Genomic DNA, 20,861 nt, shown 5'->3' with positions numbered 1-20,861 from the left:
AGGGGCGGCGAAAGAGGCAAAGGCAATAGGCTTGAACTAAAGTGAAAGCCAGCGTCTTTAGGCGCTGGCCGGTAGCTTGGGCTTATAGCCCTTGTGCAAACCACCCGTTAGACGGGTGGTTTTGATTCAATATGAGTATTTGCTATTTGTAGACGGCGGTTATATAATATAAATGTAAAATAGCACACAAAAGGGAAGCCGGATGAAAAGAGAGCGCTTATTTTGGCAAGAAAAGCTTAGGCAAGACACGGTGGAGTAACCGTTACCAATATCACAGTAACGACGGTTGACGTAATTTACGATTTCTTCGTTGTGAATGAGAATCTGAAAAGTGCCTATGAAAGCAATAAGTGCGATACATGGGATGTGTATTTATGGATTACGAAAAACTAAGGGAAAAGAGACGATACCATGCAAATCGGTAATACAAGGGAAAAAATCATTCAGAATTTGAAGGATTGCGACTGCGACGAGGCAATTATTGAAGATTTTATGGAAAAGTTCGACGCAGGGCAAAGAAAAGAGGCACTTGCTATACTCGCCAAACATCGCAAAGAGCTGCTCGACCTGTTCCATAGGTGCGACGGTTGTATTGGCTGTCTGGATTATTTGACGAACCAAATTGAAAACGAGAAAGTATGAGGTTATATTATGACAACAATTGAAAATAAAACTTTTGATGAAGAACGTGCGCTCTATGGCAGTCATAAGCTTATTGCCCGTAACTGTGCCTTTGACGGTCCTGCCGATGGCGAGAGTGCATTTAAGGAATGTTCGGATATTACGGCGGAGCATTGCTTTTTTAATCTGCGCTATCCGTTCTGGCATGTTCACGGCTTGAAATTACGGATTGTGAAATGACCGAGCTTTGCAGGGCGTCACTTTGGTATTCCGACCACATTACTATTACCGATACCAAAATGCACGGGATCAAGGCATTGCGGGAATGCAGTGACGTTGTGATACGCAGCTGTGACATTATATCCCCTGAATTCGGTTGGTCTACCCGTGACATTATGATGGAAAACACGACAGCAACAAGCGAATACTTTATGATGCGTTCAGAAGATATCACCTTTAAGGGTGTGACTTTCAATGGGAAATACTCCTTCCAATATATTAAAAATGCGGTTTTCGAGGACTGCGTGTTTGAAACAAAGGACGCATTCTGGCACGGTGAGAATATCACAGTGAAAAACAGCGTAATAAAGGGCGAATATCTTGCATGGTACTCAAACTGCCTGACGCTGGAAAATTGCAAGATTATCGGCACACAGCCTTTCTGCTATTGTACGAAATTGAAGCTGATTAACTGCGAAATGACAGATTGCGATCTTGCCTTTGAAAAGAGCGAGGTAGAGGCAAGCATAACCACGCCCGTTGTCAGCATTAAGAATCCGTTATCAGGTACAATTTGTGTTCCGTCTGTTGGGCAGATAATTCGGGATGATGAGATGTCCAAAGGAAAAATTGTTACTTGCTCCGCTTGTCGTGCTTGCAAGGAAAGCGCATAACACATACATACGTATAGAAATTCAGTAATGGATTGCTGCATTTTTTCCGAAAGCATATTAAACTGCATTTTCAGTATGCTTCTTGTTGTGCAGGGCGGGATTATCTTGATTTGAATTATCGCATAGGAGGACGTTGTAAATGAAAAAATCAATCATAATACTGCTTGGCTTATTGTTCTTGCTAATAATGTCCGCCTGCTCATCAAAGCAGTCTGCTGAACAGACGGACCATCAAACGTCCTTTTCAATGTCAGAGGATAAAACAAATTCGCAGGCGGAACAGACGAAACAAACGGAAATATCTTCACAACCGGATGAAGAGCCGCCAAAACAATCAAAGGAGGAAGAGCCTATGGAACAAGCACAGTTTTATATTACTGCCAATGGCACAACATTAACGGCAAAATTCGCAGATAACGGCAGTGCAGACGCATTGCGTGATTTACTGCGTGAAGGTGATTTGACAATCAATATGAGCGACTACGGCGGTTTTGAAAAAGTCGGAAGCATAGGAACATCGTTGCCTTGCAAAGATACGCATATCTCCACAACCACCGGAGATGTGGTGCTTTATCAGGGCAACCAAATCGTTATATTTTACGGCACTAACAGCTGGAGCTATTCCCGCCTTGGAAAGGTTGAGGGCGCAACTGCCGAAGCTCTGCTTTCTGCATTTGGAAGCGACGATGCAGTCGTTACCTTTTCGCTTATAAGCCCACGATAAAGCAGCTTGAAACGGTTTGCATAATACGTTTGATAAATACAATATCGGATTTATCTGACTTACGAAATCAATTTGAAAGAGGTATGTCTATGAATAAGAAAGTTTTAATCATCTCCTCAAGCTTCCGCAAAGGCAGTAACTCGGAGATGCTTGCAAAAGAATTTGAAAAGGGTGCAAAAAAAGCCGGCAACAAGGCAGAGATAGTTTCTTTGCGTGATAAAAACATTGGTTTTTGCCGTGGGTGTCTTGCCTGCCTGAAGCTTGGCAAATGCGTTATCAGTGACGATGCGGTGAAAATTGCAGAAAAGATGAAAAGCGCAGATGTGTTGGTTTTTGCAACACCTGTTTATTATTACAGCGTCAGCGGTCAGCTAAAAACCATGCTTGACCGTGCTAATCCTCTGTATGACAGCGATTATAGGTTTACAGATGTGTATTTGCTTGCTACTGCTGCGGAGGATGAAAAGACAACCGTTGAGGGTGCGCAAAAAGCCGTGCAGGGCTGGGTTGACTGCTTTGAACGTGCAAGGCTTTCCGGAGTTATTTTCGCCGGAGGAGTGAATGATGCAGGCGACATTGCAGGGCATAAGGGACTGACAGAGGCTTATGAAGCCGGTAAAAATGTGTAAAGAGGACAAAAACGAGGACGCTATTATTAAAATGATATAGCTGAGCTGAGAAAGGCATTGGTATAGATTTTATTAAAAAAATATTGCTAAATCTCTTATTATGGAATATAATATTATTGTGCTGAACGCAAGGATTCGCTCCGAGCGCAAAGACAACAAATCCGATTACTCTGATGCTGAGGCTATCCAAGGCAAAAGACAAACCATAAAGGCAAGGGTTAAGCCCTGTGCTATTTATATCGGTTAAGAGAAATTTCGGTGCGTCTTGTCAATCGGCAAGGCGCATTTTTATTTGAAGGGAGAATACGCTTGAACGATACAAGGCTTGCAGTTATTGGAATAGTTGTTGAAAGCAACATAAGCGTTGACAAAATGAACGCCATTTTATCGGAATACGGCGAATACATAATCGGCAGAATGGGAATTCCGCACAGGGCAAAAAATGTAAACGTGATAAGCGTTGTGCTTGACGCACCAAGCAATGTTATAAGCGCACTGTCGGGTAAGCTCGGCAGACTTGAGGGAATAAACTCAAAGACGCTGTATTCTAAGGTTTAAGTGAATTTCGACTAACAGTCTTGTTTGACGCAAGATGCAATGTTGTCAAATTTACGGCATTGCCCGCACAGGATTTAATTGCATTTTTTTACCTTGACAACATTACGGTCAAGGGGTTGACTGTGAAACTTACACTGAAATCTCAATCTCTATATAGGTTTAGCTTTGTGCTGACAGAATTACAATTTTGGCAGAAAAGCCGAAACCTTACGGAAAGGAGCTGTAAGCGATAGCTATACACAATATAGTTGACAGATTACGTCAAAACGGCTTTTTAAGCTTTGACGAATTCAAGGAGATTATTCACTGCGGGGACAAGCAGGAGCTTGAATATCTCTACTCAAAAAGTCGAGAGCAGGCTAAAAAATATTACGGAAATAAAATCTATGTTCGAGGACTTATCGAGTTCACAAACTATTGTAAAAATGATTGCCTCTACTGCGGAATAAGAGCCTCAAACAAAAACGCTCGGCGGTACAGGCTTGGCGAGGACGAGATTCTTGACTGCTGTAAAAACGGTTATTCCCTCGGCTTTCGTACCTTTGTTTTGCAGGGCGGCGAGGATATGCACTATACGGATGATGATTATGTGCGGATAATAAGCAAAATAAAGTCGCTTTACCCAAGTTGTGCTGTTACACTCTCTATCGGCGAGAGAAGCCGCCGCTCTTATGAGCGATACTTTGACGCAGGCGCAGACCGCTATCTTTTGCGGCACGAAACAGCCGATTGTGAGCACTACAAAAAACTTCACCCCGAAAAAATGAGCTTTGAAAACCGTATGCGGTGTATAAGAGATTTAAAAGAAATCGGATATCAGACAGGAGTCGGCATTATGGTAGGCTCGCCGTATCAGACGCAGGAGAGCATATACAAGGACTTGCAGTTTATCAAGAAGATTGAACCGCAAATGGTCGGCATAGGGCCGTTCATTCCGCATAAGGACACGCCGTTTGCAAGGTTCAAACCAGGCAACTGTGACTTAACATTGAAGCTCCTTGCGATAATCAGGCTGATTCACCCGAATATTCTCTTGCCGGCAACAACCGCACTTGGCACAATTGCGCCGGACGGACGAGAAAGGGGAATTCTTGCCGGAGCAAATGTTGTAATGCCGAATTTGTCGCCGGTTATGCACAGGAAGGATTACTCGCTGTATGACAACAAAATCTGCACAGGCGAGGAGGCGGCTGAGTGCCGCTTTTGCTTAAGCCGCAGAGTTGAGAGCATTGGCTATGAAATTGTGACGGACAGGGGCGACGCTGTGGCGCTATGCGGCAATTAAGACAAAATCACTACCGCACATTAATATACAAATCAAAAAATAAAATATAAGGAAGTAAAAGCTATGTATAAGTATGATCCAAAATCACTTAAGGCAGAGGAGTTCATCAATCATGAGGAAATTGAGGAAACTCTGAAATATGCCGACGAAAACAAGAATAACAAGGAGCTTATCAATTCTATAATTGAGAAAGCTAAAGAGGGTAAGGGAGTTTCCCACAGAGAAGCTCTTGTGCTTCTTGACTGTGAGCTTGAGGAGGAGAACGAGAAAATATTTAAGCTTGCCAAAGAGATAAAGGAACGCTTCTACGGCAGAAGAATAGTAATGTTCGCTCCGCTTTATCTGTCAAACTACTGCGTAAACGGCTGTGTGTACTGCCCGTACCACTACAAGAATAAGCACATTTGCCGCAAAAAGCTCACGCAGGAGGAGATTAAAAACGAGGTAATCGCATTGCAGGATATGGGTCATAAAAGGCTTGCGCTTGAAGCCGGCGAGGACCCTGTGAACAACCCGATTGAGTACATACTTGAAAGCATAAAGACTATATATTCGATAAAGCACAAAAACGGAGCAATTCGCCGTGTAAATGTCAACATAGCCGCAACAACGGTTGAGAATTACCGCAAGCTTAAAGAGGCGGGAATAGGCACATACATTCTGTTTCAGGAAACCTACCACAAAGAAAATTACGAAAAGCTTCACCCAACAGGCCCTAAGCACAATTATGCCTACCACACCGAGGCTATGGACAGAGCAATGGAGGGCGGCATTGACGATGTAGGACTTGGAGTGCTGTTCGGACTTAATATGTACCGCTATGATTTCACCGGAATCATTATGCACGCAGAGCATCTTGAAGCGGCACACGGCGTAGGTCCTCACACGATAAGCGTGCCGAGAATCTGCCCTGCTGATGACATTGACCCAAGCGAGTTTACAAACGCAATTTCAGACGATATTTTTGAAAAGATAGTTGCAGTTATCCGCATAGCGGTTCCGTACACAGGTATGATTGTATCAACAAGAGAGTCACAGGCAAGCCGCAAGAAAGTGCTTGACCTTGGCATTTCGCAGATAAGCGGTGCGTCACGCACAAGCGTAGGCGGATACTGCGAGCCTGAGCCGGAGGAGGAGAATTCCGCTCAGTTTGATATAAGCGATAACCGCACGCTTGACGAGGTTGTTAACTGGCTTTTAAGCCTTGGCTATATTCCAAGCTTCTGCACAGCCTGCTACCGTGAGGGAAGAACAGGCGACCGCTTTATGAGTCTTTTGAAGTCGGGGCAGATTGTAAACTGCTGTCAGCCAAATGCGCTGATGACTCTTAAGGAGTACCTTGAGGACTACGCAAGCGAGGACACACAGAAAAAGGGCGAGGCTGTAATCAAGGAGGAGCTTGAAAAGATAACGAACCCAAAGGTAAAGAGCATAGCCGCCGAGTATCTTAAGGAGCTTCACGACGGCAAAAGAGATTTCAGATTTTAAGACAAAGCAATTTGGTTTATGATATTGTATTTCAAGGAGTGATAGTGTGAGCCTTAATGAAACGCCGAGAGGCACAAGACTGCATATAGGACTTTTTGGCAAGCGAAACAGCGGCAAATCGTCGCTTACAAATGCGCTGACAAATCAGCAGATTTCCGTTGTGTCAGACGTTGCCGGAACAACCACCGACCCTGTATATAAGTCAATGGAAATTCACGGCATAGGTCCTGTTGTTTTCATCGACACAGCCGGCTTTGATGATGAGGGTGAGCTTGGAAACAAAAGAATAAGCCAAACAAAAAATGCACTCGACAAGACCGATATAGCCCTGCTTATATTCAGCTGCGCTCCCGACAACAGCGAAAAGCAGTGGGTGAGGCTTTTGTCACAGCAGAACATTCCGTTCATTCCCGTAATAAACAAGACTGATGTTCTTGAGAATGTTTCCGAGATTAAAGATGAGGTTGAAAGCCTTTGCAAGAAGGACGCAATTTCTGTAAGTGCAAAAACAGGCGAGGGAATAGACAGCCTGCGCAAGGCGCTTGTCAGCAGTGTTCCCGATGATTTCGGCGAAAGAACAATAACCGGCGACTTATGTGCCGACGGCGACCTTGTACTGCTTGTTATGCCGCAGGATATTCAGGCGCCCAAGGGCAGGCTGATTCTGCCGCAGGTGCAGACTATGCGTGAGCTTCTTGACAAAAAGTGTCTTGTAATGAGCTGTACCACAGACCGCCTTGAGCAGACTCTTGCGGCTCTATCAAAGGCGCCTAAGCTGATAATTACCGACTCGCAGGTGTTTAAAACGGTGTACGAGAAAAAGCCTGAGGAGAGCCGTTTGACATCATTTTCAACCCTGTTTGCAAAGTACAAGGGCGATATCGACTACTTTGTTAACAGCACAAGCGTTTTTGAGAGTCTGAACGAGAACTCGAAAATACTTATTGCCGAGGCTTGCACGCACGTTCCTCTTAAGGAGGACATCGGCAGAGAAAAGCTGCCCCGTATGCTCAAAGCAAGATACGGACAGGGATTGCACATTGACAACGTAAACGGACAGAACTTTCCCAAGGATTTGACAGGCTACGATTTGGTTATTCAGTGCGGTGCGTGTATGTTCAACCGTCGATATGTTATGTCAAGAGTTGAAAGCGCAAAGAGTCAGGGTGTGCCTATGAGCAACTACGGAGTAGTGATAGCGTACCTTACGGGCATACTTGACAAGGTGGATTATTAAACGAAAGAAAAATTTCAGAAAATTTTAAAAAAGCCTTGACACAGCTTTGGTTTTGTGTTATTATGTTTTAGCGTTCTCAAGGGAACACTAAAACATATATCGCGGAGTGGAGCAGCTCGGTAGCTCGTCGGGCTCATAACCCGAAGGTCGTAGGTTCAAATCCTGCCTCCGCAACCAATGAAAACCCCATTAACAAGCCGTTTGTTAATGGGGCTATTTTTATGCTTAAATTAAATACAGTCGAAAAAAGCCAACAAAAAGCCAACTGTAAATGGTCAACTACCATTTTTGCCTATTCGTAAAATAGCATCAGCAATACATTCAGCAGATTTTTCATCTGCTTTTTTTATTATATGGCTGTAAATGTCTGTTGTCGTACTGACCTTTGCGTGTCCCAATCTCTTGGATATGCTTATACTATCAACACCGTTAAAGTATAAAATACTTGCCATTGTATGTCTGAATTTGTGTGGATGAATATGAGGTAATTCGTACTTTTTTGAAAACTTGGTCATATAATCTGTGATGCTGTCAGGATGCATTGGACTTCCGTTGTCTTGAACAAATAAGTAGTCTGTATCTTTCCACCAACTCCCACACTCATCCTTTTGATTATTATACCATTTCTGATATTGTTTTAGCAGTTCCATAGTTTCGCTGGGCAGCTTTACATATCTATCTGATGTGGTGTTTTTTGTTGTCGTTTCATAAATTCCTATATCTGCCGAGTAAAGCAGATTGTTGCAAATATGTATTTGATTATGTTTCCAGTCAACTACCTTCCATTTTAATCCAGCTATTTCGCCTCTGCGTGCTCCTGTTATTAAGAAGAGATGCATGAGGGTTTTCCACTTTATTGGTTCTTTTTCAAGACAGTCTCTAATTCGTTCTATATCTTCAATTTCAAAGTAGGCTGCTTCCTTGTGCTGAACTTTAGGCGGCGTGGCTCTGTTAGCGGGGTTATAGGGGATAATTAGTTCTTTTTCTGCCTGAGTAAAAATTGATGAAATCAATCGGTGGTATTCAAGTATGGTTTTATTTGACAGACAGCCTCCAGTTCGCTTGTTTTGTCCGGGCTTGCTTAATTCCTCGTAAAGCTTATTTAAGTGAGCAGGACGTATATCGGCAAGTTTTAAATAACCGATTATTGGTGTTATTCTGGCTAGCAAATCTTTATACCGAGTTAATGTACTATGTTTAACGCCATTTCGTTCTTTCAGCGAGATAACATATTCGGCATATTGCTGAAAGCTTTGGCGTGTATCAACAGCCAAACCGTGTTTGCATTTCTGTTCAAATATAACAGCTTGTGTGTTAAGTTCCTTTTCTATTTGCTTGTCGGTCATATTTGGTTGGGGTTTCCATGTCATTACATAGGGTTGTAACTGCTTTCCGGAACTATCTCTGCCCTTGAATACACGAATTTCATAGGATATAATTTTGCCCGATTTATTTTTTCTTGCGCGTATATTTGCCACATTCTTCACTCCATTCTATATTTTGCTCTTTTAAAATACTGTCTATTTCTTCTTTTGATAAAATTGTATCTGGGTTATTATGTTCTTTTTTCTCAGCGTTCATATCGGTGTGTAAAGCTTTTATAAGTCTTTCTACTTTGAATACCAATAAATCCGGAATGTCGTTTACAGATAGCTCTACACCGCCAAAACCCGTTTGTTGTCTATATAAACGCTGATAAAGAAAAGGGTCGTTTTCCTCTGCGTAAAGTAGGTATGTACCTATATAATCCAGTATTTCTAGGTTTTCCATTAGTTTCTCTAATGCTACAAATGATTCGTTAATATTTTCATTTTTCAAATCGATAATAACCAACAAATTTTTTATAGCTGAGTTTGATAATCCTGTAAGACGTTGTAATTCCAGAAACGAACCGTGCGGTTTAGGCGATTTTCCTAACAAGTATTCATAAGAACAATTTAACAATTCTGAAAATTTATCAAGAAGTTCAATTGAATATGGCAGTTGTCCGGAAATATACTTTTTTAATGTAGAAACACCTATTCCTGCTTTTTCGGCAAACTCAGTTTGTGTAAAGTTCAGTTCTTTAATTCGTGACTTTAAAATAGCTCCGATATTAGACGAATTCACTATGATGTCCTCCTGAAGTGTAATATTTAGCCCTTTACATAGTCTTAAAAAGGCTATATAATTAAAATACCATAAATTACTGCTAATTGCAATAGTTTACTAAAAATTAAATGAAAAGGATTGGTATGAATAATGATGGCGAAAGAATACAATGTTCCAACAATGATGACCATTAATGAGGTTTCGGAACGAACAGGTGTGGCTCCTTATAGGATTAGGCAATTATACTTAGATGGGAAAATTGTTGGTTTTCGTGCCGGTAAGAAGATATTAATAAATTTGGAACGATTTTGTGAATTTCTTAATTCTAATACCGAAAGCTGCTTATAATGGTAAATGTTGATATTGCCCGATGAATAATGCGTGAATTGAAAACTAAAATCAGACGACAGACAAATCTCAAAATGTAACAATTAATATTTTTTGTTTTTAGTTGCTTTAAAGGAGAAAATAATGGACGATAAAATGATGATGACTGACTATATGACTTCATATGATGGGGAAACAAGGCAGTCGATATATGAAGATGTTGATAATAATTTGCATGAGAACGATAATAAATTAGAATGTGCTGAGATAGCTATCAAGGAAATGGAGATAAAGTTACTGCGTAAGCTTGATCCTTCATATCTCAATACCATTTCAATGAGTGAACTGTTCGAAACTGTGTATAAAAGTAAAATGCCATTAATCGAAGGATTGCTTTATCCGGGCACCTACCTTTTTGTCGGCTCACCAAAGATTGGAAAGAGTTTTTTAATGGCTCAGATTGCGTACCATATCAGTATGGGAATTCCTTTATGGAATTATAGTGTGAGAAAAGGAGTAGTATTGTATCTTGCGCTTGAAGATGATTACCGACGGCTACAAGAGAGATCGTATCGTATGTTTGGTACTGACGGTACTGATAGGCTCTATTTTTCAATTTCTGTAGCTCCGCTTGGAAATGGACTTGATGAACAACTTACTGGATTCATGCAGGAGCATCCCGATACTATATTGATTATTGTTGATACATTAAAAAAGATCAGAGAGTCTAGTAGTGATAGATACAGCTATGCAAGTGATTACGACATTATCACAAGGCTTAAAAGGTTTGCTGATAATTACAGTATCTGTATGTTGATAGTACATCATACTCGCAAGCAATATGCTGACGATATATTTGATATGATTTCGGGGACGAATGGTTTGTTCGGTGCAGCTGACGGTGCCTTTCTTCTGCAAAAAGAAAAACGTACAAGTAATTCAGCTACTCTTTATGTGGCCGGAAGAGACCAGCAAGACCAGAAACTTTATCTTACACGCAATATCGATAAACTTGTATGGGAGCTAGAAAAGGTTGAAACCGAACTTTGGAAAGAGCCTCCGGAACCGATCCTCGAATTGGTTGCGCAATTTATTACAAGAGAACGGCCAGACTGGTGTGGAAGTCCTACTGCTTTGGTGGCAGAGTTAGGTGCTGATGTAAAGCCGAATGTTTTAACTATGAAGTTGAATATTAATGCAGGAAGATTGTTCACTGAGTATAAAATACATTATACTAACACACGCTGTCATGACGGGAGAAAGGTAAGGTTACATCTTGAAGAGTAAAGCGTGACGATGTGTGACGGTCGTGTCGGTGTTTTAGAGATTAGTTTTAGGTATCAAAAATATCGTCACCATCGACACGCACCGTCACGGATAGCTTATATAAAAATAAAGATAAAAGATAAAATTTTTGAATTTCAAATAATACTTTCTGGCAGAAAGTATTAAAGATATTGGAATTGGCACTAAAGAGTTTTTTACTTATAGACACTATTTTCATTAGTCTTTTTGTGTGAGCGTAATTTTAAAGAATTGCTTAGTCAACACATTTTCTAAAAATAAAATACGAAATTAGAAATCTCGAAATATTATTTTTTGTTTTTTCTATGTGTAAAAATGAATTTTGCAATTTTTGTTTTTTGATAAATTAGCTTTTGCACAATTCAAAAATTGAAATTACTATTTCGCTGAACGCAGTGATTTGGGGTTTGGGGTGATTTCCCCAACAAGGTGATTTTGTACGCACATTTTATTAATGTGTGTACAAAATCTGTGCTTGCACTCCTTACGACTCACAGCAAAGCTGTTCACGTAAGGATGAAGCCAACAGAAAAATAAACTTTAAAGGGAATGAGAATACCTTGGAAAATAATGTGGAAAACAAAACTGAGCGAGTTCATTTTCGAGTGACAAAAGAGGAGAAAAGGTTAATTTCTGAAAGAGCTAAATCTGCGGGAATGAGTATATCAAAATACATTTTAAACTTATCCGAAAGAAAAAGGATGATGAACCCCGAACCAGTATTAAGATTATGGATCGAGATTAACCGAATCAGAAACAACATCAACCAAATTGTAAGAGTGGCACATTCTGTAAATAACATTTCTGAAAAAGAAATTGAGATACTCGAAAAACAGATGGAATACTTGCATAGTAAAGTGAAAACGGCGATAGATTTTCTTCTTGAAAGAGAGGAACAACCTCCTGTGCATTCACCAATTACAATAAAATATCATTTGAAAGAAATTGAAAGGTTGGTGTATGAGTTTATAAATAAACAAGACTGGACGGATGACGAATAGATATAAAATTATTGAATTAAAGTAGTGGTGAATATTCACAAAAATACACAAAATATTCATACGAACAATCAATTTACAGTGAGCCTTCATCCTGATATACTTAAACTAAAAGCAATAATTTTTACTATATATGTGAAAATTATTTACTCTACTTAATTGTTTAGTAGGATAAATGCAAATTTAAAATACGAATAATTAAGCGTGGTATAGCTGTTTATAAACTTGTAATGAATTTACAGAGGTGTGGGGTGATTAAATGATTAAATGATTGTATGATTGTATGATTGTATGATGTTTTTGGTTGGAACAATTTCAAGGGTACATTAAAGAAGTCAAAATTGAGAGGAGAATTGGTATGGGTAAATCAAAAAAAGGCATAAACTCTTGTTTAGCATTATTACTTACGGCAGTAACAGCTTTTCTTTGTCCATTGCAGGTTGCGGCGACAGCCGATGCAACAGATGAACCGGTGGTAACACAATCGCAGGAAATCACAGAAACAGAACCTGAAATTCTATACGAGATTAAAAGTGAACGAGATGAATATACAAAGCATTTTAAACTGGACGATGGCAGTTTAATGGCGGTTCAGTATAACAGTCCTGTGCATTATCTCGACAGTGACGGCAACTGGAAAGAGTACGATAATACAATGCAGGATGCCGTCAATGGAAATGAGTCTGACGATGAAAAGCCGGAATATGAAAATAAAAGCAGTGACATTGACATTAAGCTTTCAAAAAAGTCAAAAGAAAATAATATGTTCAAGGTCAAGAATGATGACTACCAGCTTAGTTGGGGTTATATTGACACAAATAAAAGCACGGTAGAGTTTGTTGACGATACAACTCAGCTTACCGGAAATGATGAATTCCTGTATTCTGAAAATTTAGTTCAGGAAGCTTTATACAGAAATATATACGACAATGTAGATTTGGATTGCTATATAACATCAACGGGCATTAAGGAAAATCTGATACTCCAAAACGCCGAAGCGCAAGCTGAATTTACTGTAAGCTATAAAATAAACGGATTGAGTGCAGTTCAGAATGGTGCTGACTCTATTTTGCTCAAATCCGGTGATGAAGTTGTATATGTAATCAGCGCACCTTTTGTTCAGGATGCAAGCGGTGTAGAAAGTGATAAGGTAACGCTCTCAATTGTAGAGCAGAACAACAATGAGCTGACAGTAAAAGTAACTATAGACAGCGAATGGCTGAAAAGCGGAGAAGTTTCTTTCCCTGTTACTGTTGACCCTGAGCTGACAGTCGGAGAATCACTTGATACCGTTACAACAGCTTCACTCGTTGCAAATGAACCTGACACAGCAACGAAACGCCATACATCATTTTTCGTTGGCGGAAGTGACGGAGTAAGCAATATACACAAGGGTATAGTAAAAATCAATCAGCTTCCGGAGCTTAAGAATTCGGACAGAATTGTAAATGCAAGTGTACGCTTAGCTCCGGTGAGTGAATTGCCCGAAATGACAATTTTCTCGCACGAAGTTACAACAGATTGGAACAATGATAACGCAACATGGAACAGTGTTGGGTACAGCAGTGCAACTATTGATTACAACACCTGCGAAAGCGGAAGTTTTGAAGCATTGAGCTTTGACATTACAAAGACCGCAAGGAAATGGTATGACGGAAGCTTGAATAATTACGGTATTTTGTTTGAATCGAACAGTGCAAATTGTGCCGCTTTCGGCGGATATGATTGCTTCCAAAACGATAAAATACCTGCACTGTGCATTACCTACAAGAACTATAACGGCACGGAAAGCAGTCTGTCTTACCACACAAATAATGTAGGTGCAAACACGACAACATCTGTGTGCGACTATACGGGCAGTATGCTTGTAAATCAGTTAATTGTTTCAGGAACAGGTAACAGAATGCCTGTTTCGATAACGGCAACATATAACAGCTTTGATTCCGACAAGGTGTTTGCAAACGGCTCACCCTGCGGATACGGCTGGCAGTTCTCGTTTAACCGATATATAGCCGCAACCTCACGGCTTTTGCAGGATAACGGCTATGATTATGTATATACAGACGGCGACGGAACTGAGCACTATTTTGCCGAGAAAACATATGAAGAGGGCGAGGAAACTCCTGCATATACCGAATGGGAGGACGAGGACGGCTTAGGCTTTACCCTATGGTTTGAAGAGTCATATGCATATATGACGGATGGCTCTGATGTTGTAACAAAATATGAGCTGCCGGAAAACGGCGGTAAAATATTGAGTGAAAAGGACGAATACAACAACGAAATTGTATACTCCTATGCAGATGGTAAGCTCGCTTCAATTCAGGATGGAGCAGGCAGAATATATACACTTGCTTATTCGGTAAATACAGACACTCAGAAGACCAGAGTAAGTCAGATTACAATGCCTGACGGCACAAGTGTGTGCTTTAACTACTATCCAGCCGACAAGGATAAATTATCGTCCGTTGACTACAAGGACAGTAGCAATAATGTTTATGACCGCACATCCTTTGCTTACAATCAGAACAATATGATTGAAGAAATTTCGGCATTTGATGAAGCTAAAATCGGTTATAAGTATAATTCGATTGAACGGATTACAAAGGTTACGGAATATGGAGCTGATGGCTCTGTTGGCAATTATATCAACATCGTTTATTCAAATGACAACACCACAACCTTTACGGACAAGCAGGGCAGAAGCCAGACCTACACCTTTGACAATGCAGGAAACTGTGTATCTGTGCTTAATCCTGACGGTTCGATTTCAAGCTCATCAGGCGGTGAAATGTCAATAAGCGGAGTGTCGGAGTCGTATACCCATAACTATATCGCCAGCTCTAACAATCCTAATTCAACATATTTTCCGCAGGGTAACGGCTCTATCGGCGGAAATGAAAGTGCAGGCGGCAGTGTTACATATGACAACTCAACCGAAGAGGTTGACGGCGAATCGGTTCAGTATTTCGGCAACAAGTCGATTAAAGTGACAAACAGCGGAGAGGGGCAGTTCTATACCTATGCAAAGCAGACTGTAGACGAAAGCGGTCTTACAGGCAAGGATATTACTCTGTCTGCATATGTCAAAACCTCGGGTATTACAAATATGAATTTAGCGGAGCAGAGCGGCGCACTGCTTTCGATTAAATTTATCGGCTCTAACGGAAGCCTTATTTCTCAGTATAACAGCGTTGCGGTGCCGTATGACAGCAAGTGGCAGAGAATCAGCGTTACGCAGGCGGTTCCGTCAGGTACTGCGAATATAGAAGCGAATATGGTTCTTTACAATGCACAGGGTTCAGCGTGGTTTGACTGCATACAGCTTGAAGAGGGAAGCTGTATGAATGACTACAATGCAATGTCAAACAGTGATTTCACTGAGAACCATTCGTGGAACGGACCGTATCAGTTTAACGGAACAGCGACCAACGAATGCAGGCTGTCGCAAAGTATGAGGGTTAATAAAAAGAATGTTTCCTTTACTGCTTTGGGGACGGCACAGGCGAATTCAGTTCCGCTCAGAGATAACCGTAAATTCGGCATAATGCTGACCTTGGTTTATAACGACCAAAGCACAGAGGATCACTACGCAGAATTCAACTATGCCACAGCTCAGGAGCAGTCGGTGAGTCTTAGTGTGATGCCGGAAAAACAGAATGTTGTAATTCATACCGTATATTTCCGATTTGTTTATGATTACAATGTCGGAACAATGACTCCGCTCAATTCGATGCTCAACATTGAGTATCTGAACGATTATTATGCACCGTCAGAGGAAGAAACGGGAGAAGAAACAGAAGCAGACACAACGGCAACTGAGGAGAGTACAGAGGAAGAAACCTTTGACACAACGCCGTATGTCGGTTCACATTCCACATATGACGAATACGGCAATGTCACATCGTCTGCACAGGGAACAATAATTCCGTCTGAAGACGGCAACGACACGCTTGATACCTCAAAGGAACATATAATAACCCACACTACCTATGACAGCACGGGCAACTATGCCGTGTCCGAGAGCGACCAAAGGGGCAATGTGTATTCGTACGATGTCAACTCCTTAAACGGAAGAACAAACTCCGTGACAGACGCTCGTAACAACACCACATCATACACATATGATGCGGCTGGTAATGTTACCTCTGTATCGTCCGGCAACAGTTCAAATTTCTACACCTACAGTGCAAACAAGCTCACAGGCATAGGTCATAACGGAATGAGCTACAGCTTTGCGTATAACAGTTTCGGCAATATTGTATCAACAAGAGTCGGAAACACTCCGCTTATATCCCACACTTATGAGAGCGGCAACGGCAAGCTTGAAGGCTCGGTTTACGGCAACGGCGATGAGATGGACTATACCTACGACAGCCTCGGACGCATTATTGCACTTGCAAATAACAGCGAGGTTCTTGCTAGCTACACCTACAACAAAAAGAGTCAGATAACAAGAATTGTAGATTACAGCGCAGGACTGACAACAGACTTTGAGTATTCACCGTCTGGAAGCTGTATTGGAAAGTCGAAGTATTCAAGCGACCTCAGCTCATCATATTATGAGTATGAAACAACCGACGAAAACGGCAATACAGTAAAAACAACCGTTGTTGACGGCACTACAAAGACAGTAACCGATTCAACGGACGAAACAGGAAACTATGTGCTGAATAACGGTGGATGGAGCCTTACCCCACAAAGTGATGATTTTGGACGAAAGCTTACTGATTCAACCCTTATATCCGAGGACAAAAAGTTTACAACAGAATACACCTATGTGGACGGAGCAAATCCTCACGAAACAACGGAATTGATTGAAAGTATAACACATAAATACGGCGATACCGTTATTGCTAAATATTCATACACATATGATGAAAACGGGAATATCCTCACCGTTTCTGAAGATGATGCAGAGAGGTATGTATATACATATGACAGATTGAATCAGCTGACAAATGTTGTCGATAAGAAAAGCGCAGTACGGTATTTTTATACTTATGACAATGCAGGCAATATAATGACATCCTCCGGTCAAATGTGGAACACTGACAGTAATACTGCTATGGGAAGTCCGTCAACAACCACATATACTTACGGCGATTCAAACTGGAAAGACTTATTGACAAAGTATAAAAACAGTGAGATAACTTATGATGAAGTAGGTAACCCGATAGATTACCGTGACGGAATGAAGTTTACATGGCAAAACGGACGTCAGCTTGCAACGTTAACAAAGAATGACAAAACAACAAGCTATTCATATGATATTTCCGGTATAAGAACACAAAAAAGTATTGACGGAACAGTAACAAAGTATTATTATGATGATAGTAATAACCTTGTTTCAATGACTGTCGGCGATAAAAAGCTGATGTTCTATTATGATGCAAACGGAAGCGTAAGCTCGGTTCAATACAACAATGCGATGTATTACTATGTTAAGAACCTGCAGGGCGATATAACAAGAATAGTTGACGAGAACGGAAATATAGTAGCAATCTATTCTTATGACCATCAGGGCAAACCCACGACTATGAGAAAACCATCGAATACGGATGTTGATATAGTAAGCTATAATCCGTTTCTTTACAGAGGTTATGTGTACGACTCTGATTCGGGACTTTACTATCTCCAAAGCCGATATTATGACCCTGTAACAGGTAGGTTTATTAATGCGGATATGTATTGCGATACGGGAACAGGCGTATTGGGTACTAATATGTTTGCGTATTGCGAGAATAATCAGATTAATAATGTGGATTCTAATGGATATTCGCAGACATATATTAGAGCTCCGTTAAGGAATAGGTTTTTTATGTCTATAATTAATTCAGGGTTAATCAACAAAAAAGGTTCTGTTTTTAACTCTGGTGAAAATGATGCCTATTTTGATTCAAGTGTTTCGTATACTGGGTGTACATATAAAGATGGTTATGAAATATTTACTTACACAAAAATGCTTGGGTTAAAACAATTTCAACAGTCTGAATATTATGCGTTAAGAAAGAAAAAATATGAGTGGAATAATTATATAAATGATAATTGGGGTTTTTTAGTAAATACTAAGCGTGTAATGGGAAATATAACAGAATTTTTATCATATCATCCATATAATCCATATGTTTCTAATATATCAGGCATTTTGAATTTTTTCTTAACAAATTGGATTCCGAAACCGATTACATATTTTGATGTTCAAATGAGTGTTAATAAAAAGGAACGTAATCACTCTATATTGATTTGTGTAAAAGTTGTAAACAAAAAATATAGTGTATATTATGACAAAAAAAGCAAAAAGAATAAAACTCGCTGTTTTGAAATAATAACTCACTATGCTTATTGGTAACGCAGGAGAGTAAAATGAAACTGTACAAAAAAATAATATTAGTATTATCGGTGACAATATGCGCAGTAGCTTTCTGCTCCTGTGCTCAGCAATACCCAACGGCAAGCGATTTCAGCGCAAAGGAAATTGAGAATTCATATAACAATACCTTGAGCGGCGCAAGAATGGGATATCATAACAACACACTTTATTGTCCCAAATATACCAACGGAGGTTCGTTTAAGGGTGTTTATGCAGTAAACAATGATGGTGTAGAAGAAATCGTCGAATGCGATGATAATATACTTGATTGGACCTGTAATCCGTACTTTTTCGAGTATAATGATAATCTATATATGGAAAACACCTTTAGGGATAATGATAAGTACAGTAGAATTGATAAGAATAACAAACTAATCCCGATTGATAATGACTCTTATCATTACGGTGAAGTAATGTACTTAACTGATGAACTTAAGATATATTATTATGATGCTTTAGACATAAGGGTAATTGTCAATGATAAAGATGAATTTAACCTGACAGCTTATACAGGCACTGCTGCGGGAGTGTATCCATACGGCGACGAGCTTTACGTGATGAATGGCTTGGGTTGGCTTTATAAGACGAATATATATGAGGATAACGGTGTATGTGAGTATATTAGCACATTGAACGATAAAGGTTGTCGTGTTATGGAGATAAGCGGAGATTATCTTTACTACTCTTCTTATCATGGAATGTACAGATATGACCTTAAAAGTGAAGAATTAAAAACCATCGACATCTCTGAAATAACAAGTATGAATACATATAACGGAACTGTATTTTACGCAAACAAGGACGGTGTGTTTTCCTGCAATAAAAAAGGTGAGATAAAAAAGCTTACCGATATAAGCAATTCATCTATCTATATTTTTGATACGGAATGGGTTTATCTGTATAATGAATCAGGTATAATTTACAGAGTATCACAAAATGGTGATGCAGTTGAAACAATTGTATTAGATGAGCAATAATATCTATATTATTTTTTAAAGTCCGTTACAACAGCCTCACTGCGAGGTGGGACTGTTGTGCTTATTACCGAATAATTGAAATGTGAGATAACTTATGATGAAGTAGGTAACCCGATAGATTACCGTGACGGAATGAAGTTTACATGGCAAAACGGACGTCAGCTTGCAACGTTAACAAAGAATGACAAAACAACAAGCTATTCATATGATATTTCCGGTATAAGAACACAAAAAAGTATTGACGGAACAGTAACAAAGTATTATTATGATGATAGTAATAACCTTGTTTCAATGACTGTCGGCGATAAAAAGCTGATGTTCTATTATGATGCAAACGGAAGCGTAAGCTCGGTTCAATACAACAATGCGATGTATTACTATGTTAAGAACCTGCAGGGCGATATAACAAGAATAGTTGACGAGAACGGAAATATAGTAGCAATCTATTCTTATGACCATCAGGGCAAACCCACGACTATGAGAAAACCATCGAATACGGATGTTGATATAGTAAGCTATAATCCGTTTCTTTACAGAGGTTATGTGTACGACTCTGATTCGGGACTTTACTATCTCCAAAGCCGATATTATGACCCTGTAACAGGTAGGTTTATTAATGCGGATATGTATTGCGATACGGGAACAGGCGTATTGGGTACTAATATGTTTGCGTATTGCGAGAATAATCCAATTAGCAATGTTGACGAACATGGTGAGTCAATAAATAGGACTTGGAAAGAAGTTAAGAAATATATAAATTTAGGTATTCACTATGGACATACTATTATTAGAAAACTTGGTGTTGATACGGCTGGTATAGGTGCTTGGTTTCTTCAGATGAAAAAGGATAGATATGGTGTTTACCATGCTACTTTTAATTGTTGGCAACAATATTTTGGATATAATGATTTATATGATATAGTATTTGCAATAGGCACGAGTATGGTAAGTAAAAAGTATGTTTTTACTTATAACAAAAAATCATATGTATTATGGGCTTGGAAAGGAGATTATATTAATCTAGGTGCTGGGGCAGAATTAGGAATTTATACTGGTGGTGAATACCACTGGACAGTTAATAAATCGTTAGCACTGCCAATGTCAATGTACCTTAAATATAAAAATAAAAAGATAATTTATTATTACTGCAGTAACGCTTGGTGGATAACCGGTTTCAATCCTAAATATCAAAATGTGAAAGCTAAAAATCTTTCAGTTGAATTTACGATTAATTTCAGAAAACAAAAGGGACTTTTTAAAGCATTTTACAAAAAATACAAGGGTTATCGTGAGTGGAAATTTAAATATAGTAAGTATATAGCTATTTTGAAATTTTGAAACATAAGGGAGGATTT

The 20,861-nt window shown here is 39.7% G+C and carries 14 protein-coding genes, 1 tRNA gene and 1 pseudogene; 14 read left to right on the top strand and 2 right to left on the bottom strand.

Annotated features, from left to right (window positions below):
- Positions 1-411: 411 nt before the first annotated feature.
- The 9 genes and pseudogenes from GMA13_RS09595 (at position 412) to GMA13_RS09555 (ending at position 7,612) form a co-directional block, all read left to right on the top strand.
- Complete coding sequence (locus tag GMA13_RS09595; RefSeq protein ID WP_255884327.1) at positions 412-642, top strand: hypothetical protein; 231 nt, start codon at positions 412-414, stop codon at positions 640-642.
- A gap of 9 nt (positions 643-651) precedes the next feature.
- Positions 652-1,514, top strand: a pseudogene (locus tag GMA13_RS09590) (DUF3737 family protein).
- 139 nt (positions 1,515-1,653) lie between these two features.
- Positions 1,654-2,238: a cyclophilin-like fold protein gene (locus tag GMA13_RS09585; protein WP_255884326.1), complete on the top strand. Its 585-nt coding sequence runs from the start codon at positions 1,654-1,656 to the stop codon at positions 2,236-2,238.
- Between the two features lie 89 nt (positions 2,239-2,327).
- The gene (locus tag GMA13_RS09580) at positions 2,328-2,867 is read left to right on the top strand and encodes a flavodoxin family protein (RefSeq protein WP_255884324.1); all 540 of its coding nucleotides are present in this window, start codon (positions 2,328-2,330) and stop codon (positions 2,865-2,867) included.
- 309 nt (positions 2,868-3,176) lie between these two features.
- The gene (locus tag GMA13_RS09575; protein ID WP_255884322.1) at positions 3,177-3,425 is read left to right on the top strand and encodes a TM1266 family iron-only hydrogenase system putative regulator; all 249 of its coding nucleotides are present in this window, start codon (positions 3,177-3,179) and stop codon (positions 3,423-3,425) included.
- A 235-nt stretch (positions 3,426-3,660) separates the two neighbouring features.
- Positions 3,661-4,710: a [FeFe] hydrogenase H-cluster radical SAM maturase HydE gene (hydE, locus tag GMA13_RS09570; RefSeq protein WP_255884330.1), complete on the top strand. Its 1,050-nt coding sequence runs from the start codon at positions 3,661-3,663 to the stop codon at positions 4,708-4,710.
- 63 nt (positions 4,711-4,773) lie between these two features.
- Positions 4,774-6,198, top strand: a complete 1,425-nt coding sequence (gene hydG, locus GMA13_RS09565) for a [FeFe] hydrogenase H-cluster radical SAM maturase HydG (RefSeq protein WP_255884320.1) — start codon at positions 4,774-4,776, stop codon at positions 6,196-6,198.
- Positions 6,199-6,244: 46 nt separating this feature from the next.
- Positions 6,245-7,435, top strand: coding sequence for a [FeFe] hydrogenase H-cluster maturation GTPase HydF (gene hydF / locus GMA13_RS09560; protein ID WP_255884319.1), 1,191 nt, complete (start codon positions 6,245-6,247; stop codon positions 7,433-7,435).
- A gap of 100 nt (positions 7,436-7,535) precedes the next feature.
- Positions 7,536-7,612 (top strand) — tRNA-Met (locus GMA13_RS09555).
- Between the two features lie 98 nt (positions 7,613-7,710).
- On the opposite strand, the gene GMA13_RS09550 is transcribed toward GMA13_RS09555, so the two are convergent.
- Positions 7,711-8,922 carry a tyrosine-type recombinase/integrase gene (locus tag GMA13_RS09550; protein ID WP_255911149.1) on the bottom strand — a complete coding sequence of 404 codons (1,212 nt, stop codon included), beginning with the start codon at positions 8,920-8,922 and terminating at the stop codon, positions 7,711-7,713.
- Positions 8,885-9,544, bottom strand: a complete 660-nt coding sequence (locus GMA13_RS09545; protein ID WP_255884316.1) for a helix-turn-helix transcriptional regulator — start codon at positions 9,542-9,544, stop codon at positions 8,885-8,887. The genes GMA13_RS09550 and GMA13_RS09545 overlap by 38 nt, the downstream gene beginning before the upstream one ends.
- Before the next feature lie 453 nt (positions 9,545-9,997).
- On the opposite strand from GMA13_RS09545, the gene GMA13_RS09540 reads away from it, so the two are divergent.
- From GMA13_RS09540 to GMA13_RS09520, 5 genes are all read left to right on the top strand, one after another.
- On the top strand, positions 9,998-11,140 hold the full coding sequence (locus GMA13_RS09540; protein WP_255884315.1) for an AAA family ATPase: 1,143 nt from the start codon (positions 9,998-10,000) through the stop codon (positions 11,138-11,140).
- Between the two features lie 578 nt (positions 11,141-11,718).
- Positions 11,719-12,159 (top strand): hypothetical protein, encoded by a 441-nt coding sequence (locus GMA13_RS09535; protein WP_255911146.1) that lies wholly within the window; start codon positions 11,719-11,721, stop codon positions 12,157-12,159.
- Between the two features lie 355 nt (positions 12,160-12,514).
- Positions 12,515-18,508, top strand: coding sequence for a DNRLRE domain-containing protein (locus GMA13_RS09530; protein WP_255884311.1), 5,994 nt, complete (start codon positions 12,515-12,517; stop codon positions 18,506-18,508).
- A gap of 14 nt (positions 18,509-18,522) precedes the next feature.
- Positions 18,523-19,506: a DUF5050 domain-containing protein gene (locus tag GMA13_RS09525; protein ID WP_255884309.1), complete on the top strand. Its 984-nt coding sequence runs from the start codon at positions 18,523-18,525 to the stop codon at positions 19,504-19,506.
- Between the two features lie 75 nt (positions 19,507-19,581).
- A complete protein-coding gene (locus tag GMA13_RS09520) occupies positions 19,582-20,844 on the top strand; it encodes an RHS repeat-associated core domain-containing protein (protein WP_255911142.1) in 1,263 nt (420 codons plus the stop codon).
- Positions 20,845-20,861: the final 17 nt, after the last annotated feature.

The sequence above is a fragment of the Ruminococcus sp. zg-924 genome (assembly GCF_024433635.1).
Classification (GTDB): Bacteria; Bacillota; Clostridia; order Oscillospirales; family Acutalibacteraceae; genus UBA7067.
Note: the sequence above shows the minus strand (reverse complement) of the source record. Positions and strands in the feature narration are given on the sequence as shown.